The 17,468-nt window shown below is 33.0% G+C and carries 14 protein-coding genes; 5 read left to right on the forward strand and 9 right to left on the reverse strand.

Annotated elements, in window-relative coordinates; all coding sequences use genetic code 11:
• Positions 1 to 94: 94 nt before the first annotated feature.
• The 7 genes from ACSV4D_RS07720 to tsaD all read right to left on the reverse strand — a co-directional run bounded on the left by ACSV4D_RS07720 (position 95) and on the right by tsaD (position 5,917).
• Positions 95 to 664 (reverse strand): hypothetical protein, encoded by a 570-nt coding sequence (locus ACSV4D_RS07720; protein ID WP_439227742.1) that lies wholly within the window; start codon positions 662 to 664, stop codon positions 95 to 97.
• Positions 645 to 1,847 (reverse strand): THUMP-like domain-containing protein, encoded by a 1,203-nt coding sequence (locus ACSV4D_RS07725; protein WP_439227743.1) that lies wholly within the window; start codon positions 1,845 to 1,847, stop codon positions 645 to 647. Before ACSV4D_RS07725 ends, ACSV4D_RS07720 begins: the two co-directional genes overlap by 20 nt.
• 1 nt (position 1,848) lies before the next feature.
• Positions 1,849 to 2,940: an AI-2E family transporter gene (locus ACSV4D_RS07730; RefSeq protein ID WP_408078807.1), complete on the reverse strand. Its 1,092-nt coding sequence runs from the start codon at positions 2,938 to 2,940 to the stop codon at positions 1,849 to 1,851.
• 33 nt (positions 2,941 to 2,973) lie between these two features.
• Positions 2,974 to 3,477, reverse strand: a complete 504-nt coding sequence (locus ACSV4D_RS07735; RefSeq protein WP_439227744.1) for a TrmH family RNA methyltransferase — start codon at positions 3,475 to 3,477, stop codon at positions 2,974 to 2,976.
• Positions 3,478 to 3,483: 6 nt separating this feature from the next.
• Entirely contained in the window at positions 3,484 to 4,122 is a 639-nt protein-coding gene (locus ACSV4D_RS07740) for a DUF4159 domain-containing protein (RefSeq protein ID WP_439227745.1), read from the reverse strand.
• Between the two features lie 61 nt (positions 4,123 to 4,183).
• Positions 4,184 to 4,891, reverse strand: coding sequence for a 16S rRNA (uracil(1498)-N(3))-methyltransferase (locus ACSV4D_RS07745; RefSeq protein ID WP_439227746.1), 708 nt, complete (start codon positions 4,889 to 4,891; stop codon positions 4,184 to 4,186).
• Positions 4,892 to 4,894: 3 nt separating this feature from the next.
• Positions 4,895 to 5,917 carry a tRNA (adenosine(37)-N6)-threonylcarbamoyltransferase complex transferase subunit TsaD gene (gene tsaD, locus ACSV4D_RS07750; RefSeq protein WP_408078815.1) on the reverse strand — a complete coding sequence of 341 codons (1,023 nt, stop codon included), beginning with the start codon at positions 5,915 to 5,917 and terminating at the stop codon, positions 4,895 to 4,897.
• 207 nt (positions 5,918 to 6,124) lie between these two features.
• On the opposite strand from tsaD, the gene ACSV4D_RS07755 reads away from it, so the two are divergent.
• The 5 genes from ACSV4D_RS07755 (at position 6,125) to ACSV4D_RS07775 (ending at position 14,250) form a co-directional block, all read left to right on the forward strand.
• On the forward strand, positions 6,125 to 10,561 hold the full coding sequence (locus ACSV4D_RS07755; RefSeq protein ID WP_439227747.1) for a translocation/assembly module TamB domain-containing protein: 4,437 nt from the start codon (positions 6,125 to 6,127) through the stop codon (positions 10,559 to 10,561).
• Between the two features lie 265 nt (positions 10,562 to 10,826).
• Positions 10,827 to 11,813 carry a 6-phosphofructokinase gene (gene pfkA, locus ACSV4D_RS07760; RefSeq protein ID WP_408078819.1) on the forward strand — a complete coding sequence of 329 codons (987 nt, stop codon included), beginning with the start codon at positions 10,827 to 10,829 and terminating at the stop codon, positions 11,811 to 11,813.
• Between the two features lie 78 nt (positions 11,814 to 11,891).
• Complete coding sequence (gene gap, locus ACSV4D_RS07765) at positions 11,892 to 12,896, forward strand: type I glyceraldehyde-3-phosphate dehydrogenase (RefSeq protein WP_408078821.1); 1,005 nt, start codon at positions 11,892 to 11,894, stop codon at positions 12,894 to 12,896.
• A gap of 122 nt (positions 12,897 to 13,018) precedes the next feature.
• On the forward strand, positions 13,019 to 13,870 hold the full coding sequence (locus ACSV4D_RS07770) for an N-acetylglucosamine kinase (RefSeq protein WP_408078823.1): 852 nt from the start codon (positions 13,019 to 13,021) through the stop codon (positions 13,868 to 13,870).
• A gap of 5 nt (positions 13,871 to 13,875) precedes the next feature.
• Positions 13,876 to 14,250, forward strand: a complete 375-nt coding sequence (locus ACSV4D_RS07775) for a methylglyoxal synthase (RefSeq protein ID WP_408078825.1) — start codon at positions 13,876 to 13,878, stop codon at positions 14,248 to 14,250.
• Here ACSV4D_RS07775 and ACSV4D_RS07780 read toward each other — a convergent pair.
• Positions 14,240 to 14,620 carry a RidA family protein gene (locus tag ACSV4D_RS07780; RefSeq protein WP_439227748.1) on the reverse strand — a complete coding sequence of 127 codons (381 nt, stop codon included), beginning with the start codon at positions 14,618 to 14,620 and terminating at the stop codon, positions 14,240 to 14,242. The genes ACSV4D_RS07775 and ACSV4D_RS07780 overlap by 11 nt on opposite strands.
• Positions 14,621 to 14,668: 48 nt before the next feature.
• Positions 14,669 to 17,413 carry a putative LPS assembly protein LptD gene (locus tag ACSV4D_RS07785; protein ID WP_439227749.1) on the reverse strand — a complete coding sequence of 915 codons (2,745 nt, stop codon included), beginning with the start codon at positions 17,411 to 17,413 and terminating at the stop codon, positions 14,669 to 14,671.
• Positions 17,414 to 17,468 lie beyond the last annotated feature (55 nt).

The raw sequence follows: 17,468 nt of genomic DNA on the forward strand, positions 1-17,468 counted from the left end.
TCTTATTTTTCGTCAGATTTTTGAAAAACGGAACAAAAAAAACGGACTTGTTTCCAAATCCGTTCTTTTTAACTGAATGCTAAAACAGCTGTTTTTAATTCTCAATACAGTGTAAGTTTTTCATGAAATAAGTTTCCGGTTCGTAAACGGTTCCGTTTAACTCTGAAGTTATCTTTTTTCTGATAACGTAATCTTCAATATCCGTTAAGAACTTAATTCGCATTAAAGAAACCGGCGAATTTTTTAAATCTTCCATCGTTCCTTTCATAAACATAAAAGTACCCACAATTACACGGTTGTCAAAACCATTTTCATCTCTAATCATGCTTCCGCAATATTCTAAATCAGTATGAACAAGAGTAATTACTTTTCCGTTGTTTAATTGTAAATACAATCGGGAATTTTTGTTAAAGCAATTTGCTTTGATGAAGACTTTGCTTTTTTGAATAAGCTGTACATTTAAGGTGGGTAATCCATCGGTGGAGGCCAGCGAACAAAAGATGTAACTGGAAGTTCCTGCAAATACTTTTTCGGACATCAGGCATTCTTTGGTTACCTTATAAGTCCCGAGAGAGTCTGTAATATTAGTGGTATAATCGCAATTGGTCTGCGAAAAAGTGTTGATGGTTAATAAGAATAAAGTGCTAAGTAATAGTTGTTTCATTTTGATTTATTTTGGTGCAAATTAACACTATTTTATTATTATTAGCATCTGTAGTAAAAAAAGAATATAAATTTCCTCCTGTTTTGATTTTCCATTTAGTTCTGATTTTTTCTACTGTTTCAGGAAAGTTCCGGGTAGTAATATGAAATTGTTTTCCTTGCATCTGCTGTTTCATTTCGGTTTTATTGTATGAAAAAGCAGCTGTGATTTTAAATGTTCTTCCGGGAAAAGAGATGATATCGTCTGAGGTGTACAAATGGGAATGTTTGTGTAATTTACTGATATTATAATGTACAGCGACCTCGTCAAAACCACCTGATTTCATAATGGCGCTATTGGGTTCAAATAAATATTTTTTGGGTAAACTATACGAAGGGGATACAGTATGTTGCTGCATTACAAATTCAAATGCATCCACAGTTTCTTTTGTAATATTAGCTGTTTTTAATGTGACTGCTCCTGAATAATCTTTATGTAACTCCCATAAAAGCTCTTTGACTTCATTGTCCAAAGCTATGATATGAATGGCTTTTACATTTTTTAACTCCGATAAACCGGCAGAAATATCCAGTAATGGTGCTGTTTTTATTAAAATTGCATTAGTGTTTTCAAAATAAAAATCAAGATTTTCAGGGACATTTGGTAAACAGTCTTTCAGCATAAAAACTTTACCTTTGGCATCATTTCGTCTCGAAGGATCGATATAAATCCAGTCCCATTTTTGATGCAGTTTTTTAAGAATTTCAAAGCTGTCTCCGGTATGGCATTCGATATTTTTAACTTGTAACTGGTCGAAATTATGTTGAACGATTTCAGAAAGTGCAGCATTGATTTCGCAATGAACTACCCACTTTACTTTTTTAGCAAAATAATAATCGTCTACCCCAAAACCGCCTGTTAAATCGATTAATTTTTCACCCGAAATGAGTTCGCTTTTATATAAAGCCGTTTTTTCAGAAGATGTTTGTTCTACCGAAACCTTTGAAGGATAAATAATATTATCGGTTTCAAACCACGAAGGAAGTTTGTTTTCCGCTTTTGATTTTGCTGTAATCTGATTTAAAATAACAGCAAAATCAATTTCCGGAAACGGATTTTTTTTCAACGCTAATTTCGTAATATCATTACTTAGATTAGCGTTTATGAATTGTTGTATTTCTGTGCTTAAAATTTCTGAAGTCAACTTAAATTCCTCTTGTTAATACTTTTACTACAGGATTTTCCGGAAAAAATTCTTTGGCAACTACCTTAATAATGGTGTAAAGGGGTACAGCTACAATCATACCTAATACGCCAAAAAGAAAACCACTCGCCAAAATTACAATAAATATTTCCAACGGATGCGAGTTGACACTGTTAGAAAAAATCAACGGAGTGGTCACATTATTATCAATGATCTGTGCCACAGAATAACCAATTAAAACGTATAGCGTAGTAGAGAGCATGTCGCCCTGAGCTTGGGGATCCAGATGACCGAGCATAGTTAAAACAGCCACTAAAATAGTAGCTATAAGTGGTCCGATATAAGGTATAATATTTAACAGTGCGGTGATAAATGCTATAATAAGGGCATTTTGTACTCCAAAAATAAGCAGTACAATTAAATATAACACAAAGAGAATGGTAATCTGACCAATCAAACCAATAAAATAACGGCTTAATAAATGATTGATTTTTCTAAATGAGTTTAGAATTTTGTCTTCGTGTTCCTCAGGTAATATTTTTTTAGCATTTATAGTAAAAAGCTTTTTGTCTTTTAAGAAAAAGAAAGAGATGAAAATGATCGAACCAATTGCCATTCCAATGTTTCCAAGAGTTCCTAAAAAGGAGTTCAGGAAATTAGGGATGAAATTGAGATTGATTTTAGATGCAATATTAGATTCTTTCAGTAGATTTTGGGTGTCAATATTGCGATCTGAAAAATAATTGTTTAGACGTTCCGCAAGCTGTGTCAGGTCACCTTGAAGTTTTTCTGTATCTAATAGCGATAAGTTTTCACTCTGCGAAATAATCAGCGGTACAAACATCATTATAAAACCGGCTAATAACAAAATAAAAAAAAGCATCGTCACTATCACGGCAGCAATGTGGGGAAATTTTAATTTTTTCTCTAAAAAATGTACAATTGGACTTCCAATCATACTTACAATTAATGCAATAAAAAGGAAATAAATAACGGGCTGAATCAGGTATAAAATGTAAAGTAGTAATGCCGCTCCCGCTGTGATGATTAAGGCACGCAGGATTCCGTTACCAATAGTTTTTGATGTTATCATAAGTGTGTTTTAGTTTATAAAGATAAAGAAATATCAAATCAATTTTGATGTAAATTCATATAAAGCAATACTGGCAGCCTGAACTACATTCATACTGCTGTTTTTTCCAAACATATTGATGTGTACAATTTGATTGGAAACATCCAGAAGTTCTTCGCTGATTCCGTTAATTTCACTCCCGATAATAAGTGCAATTTTTTTACCGGAAGGCAATTTAACTTCTTTTAAAGGCTTACTTGAAGAGGCTATTTCTAAAGCAATTATTTCATACTCCTTTTGCTGTAAATAAGTAATTAGGTCGCTTTTTTCTTCAAATACAGTATGCGGAACGTGTAAATGTGTACTTCTGGAAGTTTTGTTTATTTTTCGGGGATTTAACGGGATGTCTTTTCCAAGGAAAATAATTTTCTCAATTCCGAAAGCTTCACCAATTCTAAAAAGGGAACCTATATTTTGCTGAAAATAAACAGCGTCACAAACTAAGGTGATCGGAAATTGAGTAGGTGTAAACTGGTTTTCTTCGTGTTTTAATTGCACTTGAATTTAGTTATTAAAAATGTAATGAATAATATTGGCTCCCATTTTCAAGGCTTTCTCACGAACTGCTGCAGGGTCGTTGTGGACTTCCGGATCTTCCCAGCCGTCGCCTAAATCACATTCAAATGTATACAAAAGTACTAATCTGTTGTCAATAAAAATCCCAAAAGCCTGTGGCCGTTTGCCGTCGTGCTCATGAATTTTGGGCAATCCATTGGCAAATAAATATGGTTTTTGAAAAATAGTGTGTGTAGCGGGAATTTCGACTAATTCTTTATTTGGGAATATTTTCCTGATTTCTTTTCTGATGTATTCGTTCATACCATAATTATCATCAATGTGTAAAAAACCGCCGCCTTTTAAATATTTCTGGAGGTTCTGCACATCGGAAGGACTGAAAATTACATTTCCGTGCCCGGTCATGTGTACAAAAGGATAAGAGAATAATTCAGGACTGTCAGGTTCTACCGTTGCCGGTTTAGAGGTGATAGTAGTGTTGATATTGCTGTTGCAAAAGCGAATCAAATTAGACAAAGCTGTAGGATTAGCATACCAGTCGCCACCGCCGCGGTATTTTACCAAGGCAATTTCCTGGGAAAAAGAAGTGAAAGAAACTAATAGTAAAACAAGACAGAGTTTTTTCATTTTTTAGGTTTTAAGTCCTTAGTGTTTACTTCCTGGTTCTTAGTTACTAAGTGCTAATCAGCTATTCTTCATTAAAAAACACCACACTATGACAAGCCACTACAGCGGCTGTTTCGGTTCTTAATCTGGTGTTGCCTAAAGAAACCGGGATAAAATTATTTTCTAATGCCAAAGCAATTTCTTTAACCGAAAAATCGCCTTCGGGACCTATTAATAAAGTAATGTCTTCATTAGATTTTAAAACGGATTTTAAAGTTTTTTTATCCGTTTCTTCACAATGGGCAATGAATAAAGTACCGTTGTTTTTTTGGTTCATAAATTCTTTAAAAGTAACGGCTTCGTTTAATTTAGGTAAATAGAATTCATTAGATTGTTTTAATGCTGATAAGATGATTTTGTCAAATCGTTCTTTATTAATAACCTTTCTTTCGGAACGATCACAAATTATCGGTGTGATTTCCTGAATGCCAATTTCTGTAGCTTTTTCAAGAAACCATTCGTAGCGGTCATTCATTTTAGTAGGGGCAACAGCTAAATGTAAATGGAATTTTGCTGTTTCTTTTTTTTCAAACGAATTGATCTGCACCGTGCATTTATTGTCTGACGCTAAGATAATTTCGCATTTAAACAAATAGCCTTTTCCATTGGTTACAAACAAAATATCACCGTCTTTTTTTCTTAAAACTTTGATAATATGTTTGCTTTCTTCTTTGTCAAAAGAAAAAGAGGCGGTTGCTTCATCAATATCTGGATTGTAAAATAATTGCATAGTTTAGAATTGGATTCGCGCTTTAGACACTACTGAAGCATCTTCGAAATTTTGGGCTAGAAATTTTTGATAACCTGTAATTCCTATCATTGCAGCATTATCGGTAGTGTATTCAAATTTTGGGATAAAAGTTTTCCATCCGTATTTTTGTTCGGCATCTTTCAATGTATTTCTGATTCCTGAATTAGCAGAAACGCCTCCGCCAATGGCTATTTGTTTAATTCCGGTTTCCTGAACGGCTAATTTCAATTTGTCCATTAAAATCCCGATAATGGTGTATTGTACAGAAGCACAAATGTCCTGTATATTTTCGTCAACAAAATTTGGGTTTTTAGCTTTTTCTTTTTGGATAAAATATAATATAGCTGTTTTTAATCCCGAAAAACTAAAATCCAATCCGGGTACTTTTGGTTTTGTAAACGAAAAAGCTTTTGGATTGCCTGATTGAGCATATTTATCTACCAACGGACCTCCGGGATAAGGCAGGCCGAGAATTTTGGCTGTTTTATCAAAAGCTTCTCCCACGGCATCATCAGTTGTTTCACCGATTATTTGCATGTCAAAAAAATGATTGACTTTTACAATTTGCGTGTGTCCGCCACTGATGGTTAAAGCCAGAAACGGAAATGTAGGTTTGTCAAAACCCTCTTCGTCAATAAAATGTGCCAGAATATGAGCGTGCATGTGGTTAACTGCAATAAGCGGAATACCCAGTGCTAATGCCATTGATTTAGCAAAAGAACTACCTACAAGTAAAGAACCCATTAAACCGGGACCCTGTGTAAATGCAATAGCCGAGAGCTGCTCTTTTTGAATGTTCGCTTTTTTAAGCGCGGCATCAATTACCGGAACAATATTCTGCTGATGGGCACGCGAAGCTAATTCTGGAACAACACCGCCATATTGTGTATGAATTAATTGATTTGCCACAACATTTGAAAGTACTTTGTCGTTACATAAAATAGCTGCTGCGGTGTCATCACAGGAACTTTCGATAGCAAGAATAAAAACCTCAGGATTTAGCATAAAAGCACACAATTTTTGAATTATCTATAGAAACCGATTTTATTTTTTTTAATTTTACGGCGCAGCCAAAATTAAAGAATTTTTATTTAAGGTTTCGCTCTTTGCCTGAGCAAAATAATATTTGATAAAATATAATATACAGAACATATCAAAAAAACGATTAAAATAATTTCGGGTATAATTCTTGGGCTCATCATTTTTTTACTGATGCTTGGTATTGCATTATCATTACCAACGGTTCAAACTGCCGTAGGCCGATATTTAATGAATCGGGTTAATAATGATTTTGGTACAAATATTAATATTGATAAAGTAAAGATTACAGCTTTTGGCGGTGTTAAGATTCAAAATGTATTGATTTTGGATCATCATAAAGATACTCTCATTTATACTAAAATTTTAAGCACAAATATTTTTGATCTTAACGGATTTGTTAATAGCGGAGATTTGCTGTTTAAAAGTGTTCGTCTTGATGGTGTTTTATTTGATTTAAAAACCTATAAAAATGAAAGCAAAACCAATATTGATGTTTTTATTGATGCTTTTGATTCAGGAAAACCGTCTACAGGAAAACATTTTCTTTTAAAATCCAATAAAGCTTTTATAAGTAATGGTCATTTTAGACTTACTGATGAAAACAGGGAAAACCCAAAAGATGTAGATTTTAAAAATTTAAATATCGAGTTGACTGATTTTAAGTTATACGGTCCGGATGTAAATACTACCATTAATAAATTATCTTTTTTGGATTACAGAGGTTTATTTGTAGAAAACATGAGTACTGTTTTTAGTTATTCCAAGAAACAAATAAAGCTTGAAAATCTGGATTTGAAAACAGCTGCCAGCAAAATTAAAGCCGATGTAGCGTTAAATTATAAAATTGAAGATTTTGTCCAATTTAATGATAAAGTTAAATTTGATGTTAAAATTCATTCAGCGGCAATAGGAACTAATGATATCCGGTTTTTTTATAAAGAGCTAGGTGTTAATCAGTCCTTTTATATCAATAAAACTATTGTAAAAGGAACACTGAATAATTTGTATGTAAGTGATTTAAAACTCACTGATTCGGGAAAATCCAGTATTGAAGGCGCTATTAATTTCAAAAATATTTTTGGTAAAGAAAATCAGCCGTTTTATATGAATGGTGATTTTACCAAACTTACTACCAGTTACGATAATTTAGTAACGCTGCTTCCGAATGTTCTGGGGAAAAAATTACCGTTGGAATTAAAGACTTTGGGTAATTTCTGGATGGAAGGGAATTTGCAATTAACAGCATCGGCAATTGACGCTGCTTTAAATATGATATCTGAAATAGGAAGAATGCAGGCTGTTGTTTCTATGAACGATATTGATGTTATTGATAAAGCAACTTATAATGGAAATGTTGTTTTAGAAGATTTTAATGCCGGAATATTTTTAAATCGTGAAGATTTAGGGTTGGTTACCATGGATATTAATGTCGATGGTAAGGGGTTTACTGAAAAGTATCTGAATACACAGCTAAAAGGAATTATTAATAAAGTTCATTTTAAAAAGTATACCTATAGTAATATTTCTCTGAACGGAAATTTTAAATTACCTTATTACAAAGGACAAATTGTAGTTGCAGATCCTAATTTAGAAATGGATTTTGACGGACTCTTAGATTTAAGTACTGCTGAAAATAAGTACGATTTTCATATTAATGTAGTACAGGCTGATTTAAATAAGCTGCATTTTGTTAAAGACAGTGTTTCTGTTTTTAAAGGAGATGTAGTAGTTCAGCTTACAGGAAATACTATTGAAAATTTGCAAGGGAATGTTTCCTTCAAAGAAACATCTTATCAGAATATAAAAGATACTTATTCTTTTAATGATTTTAATGTCAATTCTACTTTTGATAATCAAGGAATTCGTACTTTGACTATTGATTCTCCTGATATTATTGACGGAAGGGTAGTGGGGCGCTTTCAGTTTAATCAGTTAGGCAGATTAACAAGAAACTCTCTGGGAAGTTTATACACTAATTTCAAACCTGAGAAAGTAAACAAAGGCCAATTTTTAAGATTTAATTTCACTATTTATAATAAGATAGTTGAAATTTTATATCCTGAAATCGAATTGGCGACGAATACTGTTTTAAGAGGAAATATTAGATCTGATAATCAGGAGTTTAAAATGAATTTTAATTCGCCTAAAATTAGTTATGACAAAAATGTTTTTGATAATATCAGGGTCGCTATTGATAATAAAAACCCTTTGTATAATGCTTATATAGAGTTAGATAGTATTAAAACGCCTTATTACAAGATGCGTGATTTTAGTTTGATTAACATTACAACTAAAGACACTTTGTTGTTTAGATCGGAGTTTAAAGGTGGTGAAAAAGGGGAAGATTTTTTTAATTTAAACTTGTACCATACCATTGATAAGAATAATAATAATGTGGTAGGTATCAGTAAATCAGAAATGAAATTCAAAGAAAATATCTGGTATCTCAATCAAAATGATTATTCTGATAATAAACTGATTTTTGACAAATCACTCAAGAATTTTATTTTTGATAATATTGTATTGTCGCATGAAAACCAGTCGGTTACATTAAATGGTAGTATAAAAGACGATTTTAATAAAGATTTAGAACTTCGTTTTAAAGATATTGATTTGTATAAAATTACACCTTTAAGCAGTACGTTTGTTTTTAATGGTAATGTGAATGGAGCAGTTCATTTTAAACAAAATAATTTAATGTACAAACCCACTGCATCATTAGTTGTAAATAAGCTGAATATTAATAAAACGGATTTAGGAACACTGAAATTTAATATTGAAGGAAATCAAAACTTAGAGAAATTCACTATTGATTCCTACTTGCAAAATGACAATTTAGAATCTTTTAATGCAAATGGAAGTTTTGAAGTGGTAGATAAAAAGACCATTCTGGATTTAAAGGTAAAACTGGATAAATTTAATTTAGGTGTTTTTAGTTCGCTGGGAGGCAATGTTTTGTCTAATATCCGCGGTTATGTAACCGGTAATTCGGTAGTAAGCGGTGATGTTGACAAACCTAAAATCAGTGGCAGATTGTTTGTAGACGAGGCCGGAATGACTATTCCGTATTTAAATGTTGATTATCAGTTAAATGATCGTTCCATTGTGGATTTAATTGATGAAAAGTTTTTATTCAGAACTAATACCATAACCGATTCCAAATTTAATACAAAGGGGATGCTGAATGGTATTATTGAACATGCAAATTTTTCTGACTGGCGACTGGATTTGGCAATTAACTCCAAAAGACTGGCGGTTTTAGATACAAAGGATTCGGAAGAAGCAGCTTATTACGGTACAGCATTTATTAATGGTGATGCTACTATAAAAGGACCAACAAATGCTTTGTTTATTAAAGTAGCAGCAAAATCAGAAAAAGGATCAGAAATAAAAATTCCTATTAATTCAGCTGAAAGTGTAGGTGAAAATTCCTTTATTCATTTTGTAACTCCTAAAGAGAAGTACAATACTAAGATGGGTATTGTTGAGAATACAAAAAGATATAACGGTCTTGAATTAGAATTTGATCTGGATATCACTCCTGATGCTGAGGTCGAAGTGATTCTGGACAGAAATTCCGGTCATGGGATGAAAGGAAAAGGATACGGATCATTGTTATTTAAAATTAATACGCTGGGCAAGTTTCAGATGTGGGGAGATTTTCAGGCTTATGAAGGAACTTATAATTTTAAATATGGCGGTTTAATTGATAAAAAATTTGATGTTAAAAAAGGAGGTTCCATCACCTGGGAAGGAAACCCAATGCGGGCACAATTAAATTTACAGGCTGTTTATACAACCATAGCTAATCCGGCAGTTTTATTAGCTAATTCTTCTTTTAACCGAAAAGTTCCTGTAGATGTAATTATTGGAATTCAGGGAGATTTAGCCAGTCCGGAACCTGATTTTACAATTGAGTTTCCTACGGTAAGTAATGTTTTAAAATCAGAAATTCAATATAAGCTCTATGATAAAGATGTAAGGCAGACTCAGGCTTTGTATCTGCTTTCTTCTGGTGGATTTTTGAGTCCTGAGGGAGTTAATCAGTCGGATTTTTCAGGAAGTTTATTTGAAACAGCTTCCAGTTTGCTGGGCGATATTTTAAAAACAGATAATGATAAATTTAAAGTTGGTCTGAATTATGTTTCTCCGGACAGAAGAATAGGAAGGGAAACTGATGGAAGAGTTGTGGCAACTATCTCGTCCAAAATTAATGAAAGGATATCGATTAACGGAAAAGTAGGTGTGCCTTTTGGAGGAATTAATGAATCAGCAGTTGTAGGAGACGTGGAAGTGCAGTACAGAGTCAATCAGGACGGTACTATGAATTTAAGGCTGTTTAACAGAGAAAATGATATTAATTATATTGGCCAGGGTATAGGATATACTCAGGGCATAGGATTGACTTATGAAGTAGATTTTGATACTTTTAGAGAATTGGTCAGTAAAATATTTAAAAAATATAAAATTGAAAGAGTAAATACTCCTAATGAATATTTTCAGGATTCTAATGTTACTCCCGAATACATCAATTTCAACAATAATAAAGAACCTGAAAAAGAAGATCCCGAGCATAATGCTGAAGGAACTAAAACGGATGAGGAGTAATAATAATCTTACATCGTATTCCGTTAGTTTTGGTATTAACAGCATGTTATATTTTTAACAAATGTTAACTAAATATCATTAATAAGTTATTCTTAGTTATATTGTTTAAAAATCTATTTATATTAAAAAAATGATGCTTTTTTTGGTTTTTTTAAAACTTATTAACGAAAACGTTTGAATTTATAATGATTAGTTAAAATAATAACGCAGAAAGGGTTAAAGTAATTTATGTTTCCTAAATTTACACTTTAATACTTTAAAAATAATGCAAAAAACAATAAAAAAAGTAGGTGTTCTCACTTCTGGTGGTGATTCTCCCGGAATGAATGCTGCAATACGATCAGTAGTCAGGACTTGTGCTTATCACAATTTAGAGTGCGTTGGTATTTACAGAGGATATCAGGGAATGATTGAAGGTGATTTCATTGAAATGGGACCCAGAAGTGTAAATAACATTATAAATAAAGGAGGAACAATTTTAAAATCAGCGCGTTCCGCTGAATTTAGAACTCCGGAAGGAAGAAAGAAAGCCCACGATAACTTAGTAAAAGAAGGAATAGATGCTTTAGTGGTTATAGGTGGAGACGGAAGTTTTACAGGAGCTTTAATGTTCAATTCAGAATATGGTTTTCCGGTAATGGGAATTCCCGGAACTATTGATAATGATATTTTTGGAACCAGTCATACCTTAGGTTATGATACTGCTTTAAATACGGTAGTTGAAGCAATTGATAAAATCAGAGATACTGCCAGTTCACATAACCGCTTGTTTTTTGTAGAGGTAATGGGTAGAGATGCCGGACATATTGCCTTGAATGCAGGTATTGCCGGCGGAGCCGAAGAAATCTTAATACCTGAAGAAGATTTAGGTTTAGATCGTCTGCTGGAATCTCTTCAAAAAAGTAAAGCTTCAGGAAAATCATCCAGTATCGTTGTAATTGCCGAAGGAGATAAAATAGGTAAAAACGTATTCGAATTAAAAGATTATGTAGATGCTAATTTACCTGAATATGATGTGAGAGTTTCAGTATTAGGTCATATGCAGCGTGGTGGCGCTCCATCTTGTTTTGACAGGGTACTTGCCAGCCGTTTGGGAGTAAAAGCGGTAGAATCGTTATTAGACGGAGTATCTAATTTTATGGTAGGATTAAAAAATGATAGCGTAAATCTGACTCCATTAGTACAGGCAATAAAGGGAAAATCAGAAATTGACAGAGAATTATTGAGAGTTTCTGATATTATAACAACTTAATAAAATTTGTAGCAAAATTAATTATTAAATTTGCACAAGTTTTTTCATTCGAATAATAAATAATAAATAAAAATAGAAATGTCAAAAGTAAAATTAGGAATAAACGGTTTTGGAAGAATCGGAAGAATTGTTTTTAGAGAGTCTTTCAACAGAGACAATGTAGAAGTAGTTGCAATCAACGACTTATTAGATGTAGATCACTTAGCTTACTTATTAAAATATGATTCTGTTCACGGTCGTTTTGATGGAGATGTAGAAGTAAAAGAAGGAAAATTATATGTAAACGGAAGAAACATTCGTATCACTGCTGAAAGAAATCCAGCTGATTTGAAATGGAACGAAGTTGATGTTGATGTAGTTGCTGAATGTACTGGTATTTTTACAACTATTGATACAGCAAGTGAGCACTTAAAAGGTGGTGCTAAAAAAGTAATTATCTCTGCTCCTTCTGCTGATGCTCCAATGTTTGTAATGGGAGTAAACCATGAAACTGCAAAAGCTTCTGATTTAGTTGTTTCTAATGCTTCTTGTACTACTAACTGTTTAGCTCCTTTAGCTAAAGTTATCAATGATAATTTTGGAATTGTTGAAGGTTTAATGACTACAGTTCACGCTACTACTTCAACTCAGATGACTGCTGATGGTCCTTCAAGAAAAGACTGGAGAGGTGGACGTGCTGCTGCTATCAACATCATCCCATCTTCTACAGGTGCTGCTAAAGCTGTTGGAAAAGTAATTCCTTCATTGAATGGAAAATTAACAGGTATGGCTTTCCGTGTTCCTACTGCTGACGTTTCTACAGTAGATTTAACTGTAAAATTAGCCAAAGAAACTTCTTATGAAGAAATCATGTCTGTATTGAAAAATGCTTCTGAGACTTCATTAAAAGGAATTATGGGGTATACTGAAGATGCTGTTGTTTCTCAGGATTTTATTTCTGATAAAAGAACTTCTATCATTGATGCTACTGCAGGAATTGGTTTGAACTCTACTTTCTTTAAATTAGTTTCCTGGTATGATAACGAATACGGTTACTCTAGTAAACTAATTGATTTATCAGTTCATATCGCTGGTTTAAAATAATATTTTACAATTTTATAAAATCCCGTTCGATGCGTCGAACGGGATTTTCTTATTTTATACCTTTGATTAATGTGAAAATCACATTTTTAAATTAAAGAAAACTTCATCTAAAAACTAAAAAAATGAAATTAATAGTTGATAGTGGTTCTACTAAAGCCGATTGGATTGCAATAGATGACCATGGAAAAATATTGTTTACTACTCAAACTTTAGGTTTGAATCCGGAAATCCTGGAAGGAGATCAGATAATTTCCCGTTTAGATGAACGATTTGATATCCAGCAAAGTAAAAAAAGCGCTACTCATCTGTTTTTTTATGGAGCAGGCTGCGGAACAGACAGAATGAAAAGAAGCTTATCTGCTGTTTTTCAGGATTATTTTCCCCATGCCAAAATAGTAGTAGAAGAAGATACGTATGCAGCAGTATATGCAACTACTCCAAAAGATCAGCAAGCCATTGTTTGTATTTTAGGGACAGGCTCTAATTGCAGTTATTTTGACGGAAAGGAATTGCATCAAAAAGTTCAATCATTAGGCTATATTGTTATGGATGATTGTAGTGGAAATGTTTTTGGTAAGGAACTTATCAGAAAATATTATTTTAATAAAATGCCTCAGGAATTAGCCGTTGAATTCGAAAAGGAATTTAATGTTGATCCTGATTTTATTAAAAATAAATTGTATAAAGAAGAAAATCCAAATGCCTATTTAGCCACTTTTGCAAAGTTCTTAATTAAGCATAAAGACACTTCGTTTTGTCAAAAAATTATTCGCAAAGCAATGAAGTCTTTTATCAAAAATTATATTATGCAATATGAAAACTGCAGCGATGTACCAGTGCATTTTGTGGGGTCTATTGCTTATTATTTAAAAGACGAATTGCAACTGGCTTTTGATAAATATGATTTAGAATTAGGAAATGTTTTAAGAAGACCGATAGACGGATTAATTTCTTACCATATTGCTAACAAATAGATTTTATGGAAATTGCTATTATTTCACACGATGGTAAAAAAGTTGACATGGTTCAATTTTTAAATAAAAACAAAGATGTTTTATCCCGGGAAAGCATCCAGCTGATTGCTACAGGTACTACAGGAGGAAGAGCTGAAAAAGCTGGTTTTAATGTAATCAAAATGCTTTCAGGTCCAATAGGAGGAGATGCTCAGATTGCTGCCAGAGTAGCGGAAGGAAAGACGAATATGGTTTTCTTTTTTAAAGACCCTTTAGCAAGTCATCCACACGAACCAGATGTTAGTATGCTCGTTCGTGTGTGTGATGTACATAATGTGCCGTTAGCGACTAATGAAGCTACTGCTCAATTGTTATTAGATGCAATTTCGACTAGATTGTAGCAATAACAGAAATCTCAATATTTACATTTTTTGGTAAACATGCCACCTGAACCGTTTCACGAGCTGGAGCGGTTTTTTCGTTAAAATAAGAACCATACACGGTATTGATAGCTCCAAAATCATTCATGTTTTGGATAAAAATGCTTGACTTAACTACGTTTTCAAAAGTCATTCCTGCGGCTTCTAATATGGCTTTCAGGTTTTCCATAACCTGGGTAGTCTCAGCCTCAATAGTTTCAGTTATTAATGTTCCATTAACCGGATTTATTGCAATTTGCCCGGAAACATAAAGTGTATTTCCTGTAAGTACAGCCTGATTGTACGGGCCTATTGGTGCCGGTGCTTTTTCAGTAAAAATTATTTTTTTCATGATAATAGTATTTTAGATATGAAACAAATAGTTGTTCTTGAAGAGAAATTAACGATTATTGAAGTTGCGTTTTTCCCACTTAATATCGCTTAATATACCTGATTTAATTCCGATAAAGAAATTCCAGTTGGCATTATTACCAAAAGGCATCCAGTTTAAACTCATTCGCCAGCTGGCTAAGTCGCGTTCAAATCGTAACTGTGTATAAGTAACCCCTTTTTGAACAAAATCATACCCTGTAGAAACTCCTACTTTCCATTTCGGTGTTAAATCGGTATTAGCAGATATCATCAGAGAGTTACCGGTAATCTTATTTTCTCTGTTGTTATTTCCATAAGTAAAGGAATAGGCAAAAGTCATATCCCATGGAATTTTAGATCTGAAAAATTCAGAAATAGTATCTTCTCCTTCTTCTTCACTGCCATCAAACATGCTTTTTCTGTTGTCTGTTAAATCGGTTGCTGTTCCGAATAAATCGTCTTCACGACCACCATTCCGGGCTGTCTGATCTGTTTTTTTATTATTCTTATCATCACCATCTTTACTGGATAAAGCATAGTTTAAAGTGATGTTAGCGCTAGTCATTCTAAACAAACTTCCGCCATTATCAATATTAAATGTATTAATTCTTCTGCCTGAATTATCAATTGCATAAGGATCTAATGTAGCTGCAAAGTTGGCGTTCAATTTGTTTTCAAAAAATTGTGCTCCCGTACTGACTCTCACTGGCGACCATGCTAATGTAGTGACACCATCGGCATCTAAATTATAGCTGGTAGAAAGGTTTAGGTTGTTTAACAGCATCACTTTTTTCGGTTCTGTTTTAGTTGAATCCTTATCAGTTACCTTTGCTTCAAAAGTATTACTGATACTTATTCCCATGATATTTGAATTTGCTAATCCCGGTGCACCAAAAATACCGCCTTCGAATCGGGTGTATCGCTGATCCATAGTTCCACTTGCATCTGAAGCATAGGTATCATAGTATTTTTCAAAGCTGGGTGTGTATGCATAGGATATCGATGGTCGCATTACGTGGCGGATAGCCTGAATTTTTTTGTTTTCTCCAAAATTAAAAGTACCGTAAACAGTAGTTCCTAAGCTGGCTGAGAAATTATAAGTTCTAAAGGCATCAAAACCATTTACAGTAGTATTTACCACAGTATTCTGATTTGGGTCATAAGCTTTACGAATGGTTTTTGTATACCATATTTCTTCATAATTTACCGATGTTGAAGCACTGAAATATTTAAAAATTTTAAAGTTAGTGCTTAACGGAATGCTGTGCTGAAATCCTATTTGTGCATCTTTAAACATTTCGGGTTTGAAAAATAACGAATCAGTAGTGGTGATGTAATTTCGACCGTTTAAGTTATACTGCAGGTTGATGTTTTTAAAGAATCCTTTCTTTACTCCGTCTTTCCCAACAAATGGATAGATTCTGTCCAGACTGAATTGCAATGTTGGCAACGTCATGTTGATGGATTCTGTCTGAGTATTTTGTGAATGAGTTGCTGTTAATGATAAACGAGCCTGAGGGATAATATTAAACGTTTTAGAGTAAGAAATAGAAGAACTTAATGTATTGTTTAACGATGAACCTATGTTTGACTGATTAATCGATTGTTGGAAATACTTACTGCTTCCTAAGTTAACAGAAGCAGAAAAACTTGAATTGGGATTTGCTTTTGTATCTCTGGAATGAGACCATTGAATATTGTAAATGTTTTGCTTGGAATAATCCGGATAACCTCTTTCACTATTAATCAGATTCTCAAAGCGAACATTTACGTTTCCTCTGAATTTATATCTTTTGGCATAAGAAGATTCAAATCGCATACCATAACTACCATTAGTGTAATAATCGCCTAATACTGTTAAATCATAATGATCGCTTAAAGCAAAATAATATCCTCCGTTCTGCAAAGAAAATCCGCGGAGATTAGAATCATTATAGCTGGGTAATATCAAACCGGAAACACTGGTTTCTTTATTCATGGGAAAAAAAGCAAAGGGCAGTGCTATAGGGGTAGGAACATCTGCAATAACAAGATTTGTTAATCCTGTAATCACTTTTTTGCCCGGAATAAATTTTACTTTTGATGTTCTGAAATAATATTCGGGATTTTCTTTATTAGTGGAAGTTGTAAAACGGGCACCCTTTAAAAAGTAAACAGAATCATTTTCTTTTTTTGTGATAGAGGCTTTTACATTAAATTCTCCCTGATCTGTTTTAGAGTTCCAGATTAAAGCTTTTTTAGTTTTAAAATTAAAACGTATCGAATCGGGTTCTATAATATTTGTTCCCTGTTTAAAATTTGGATATTGTGTGTATTTACCTGCTGAATCTTTAATTCTTCCCGCATAGACTTCGTTTTTTTCATAATCCAGAATGATTTTGCCTGATTTTAATTCAATATCCTGATAATAAAGTTCGGCATTGTCATACAAGGTAATCAGTTTGTTTTTCTGATCAATTTTAGCATATTGATCAGCTTTGTATTTCACTTTTCCATCCAGAAAAGCTTTTTTGGGTTTTATACTGTCTTTTTTAATACTGTCATTTTCTTTTTTGATAGTGTCAGTACTAATTACCGTGTTTTTTTTAATAGTGTCAGTTGCTTTGTTTTGCTGCTTGGCAACAATGCCTTTTGTTGTTTTAATATCTTGTGAATATATGCTGGACACCCCAAATGTGAGGGAAATTGATAATAAAACGATATGAAATAAGTTTGTATGCAAAGGTATAAATGCTATTTTTGTAAAATTATGGCTTGTTTTTTGAGTTGTCAAACTTACAGATTATTTTTCGTCAAAAATAGTCAAATACAAAATTTATAAGCATAGT

The organism is Flavobacterium sp. ARAG 55.4 (assembly GCF_051846875.1).
GTDB classification, from domain to species: Bacteria; Bacteroidota; Bacteroidia; order Flavobacteriales; family Flavobacteriaceae; genus Flavobacterium; species Flavobacterium plantiphilum.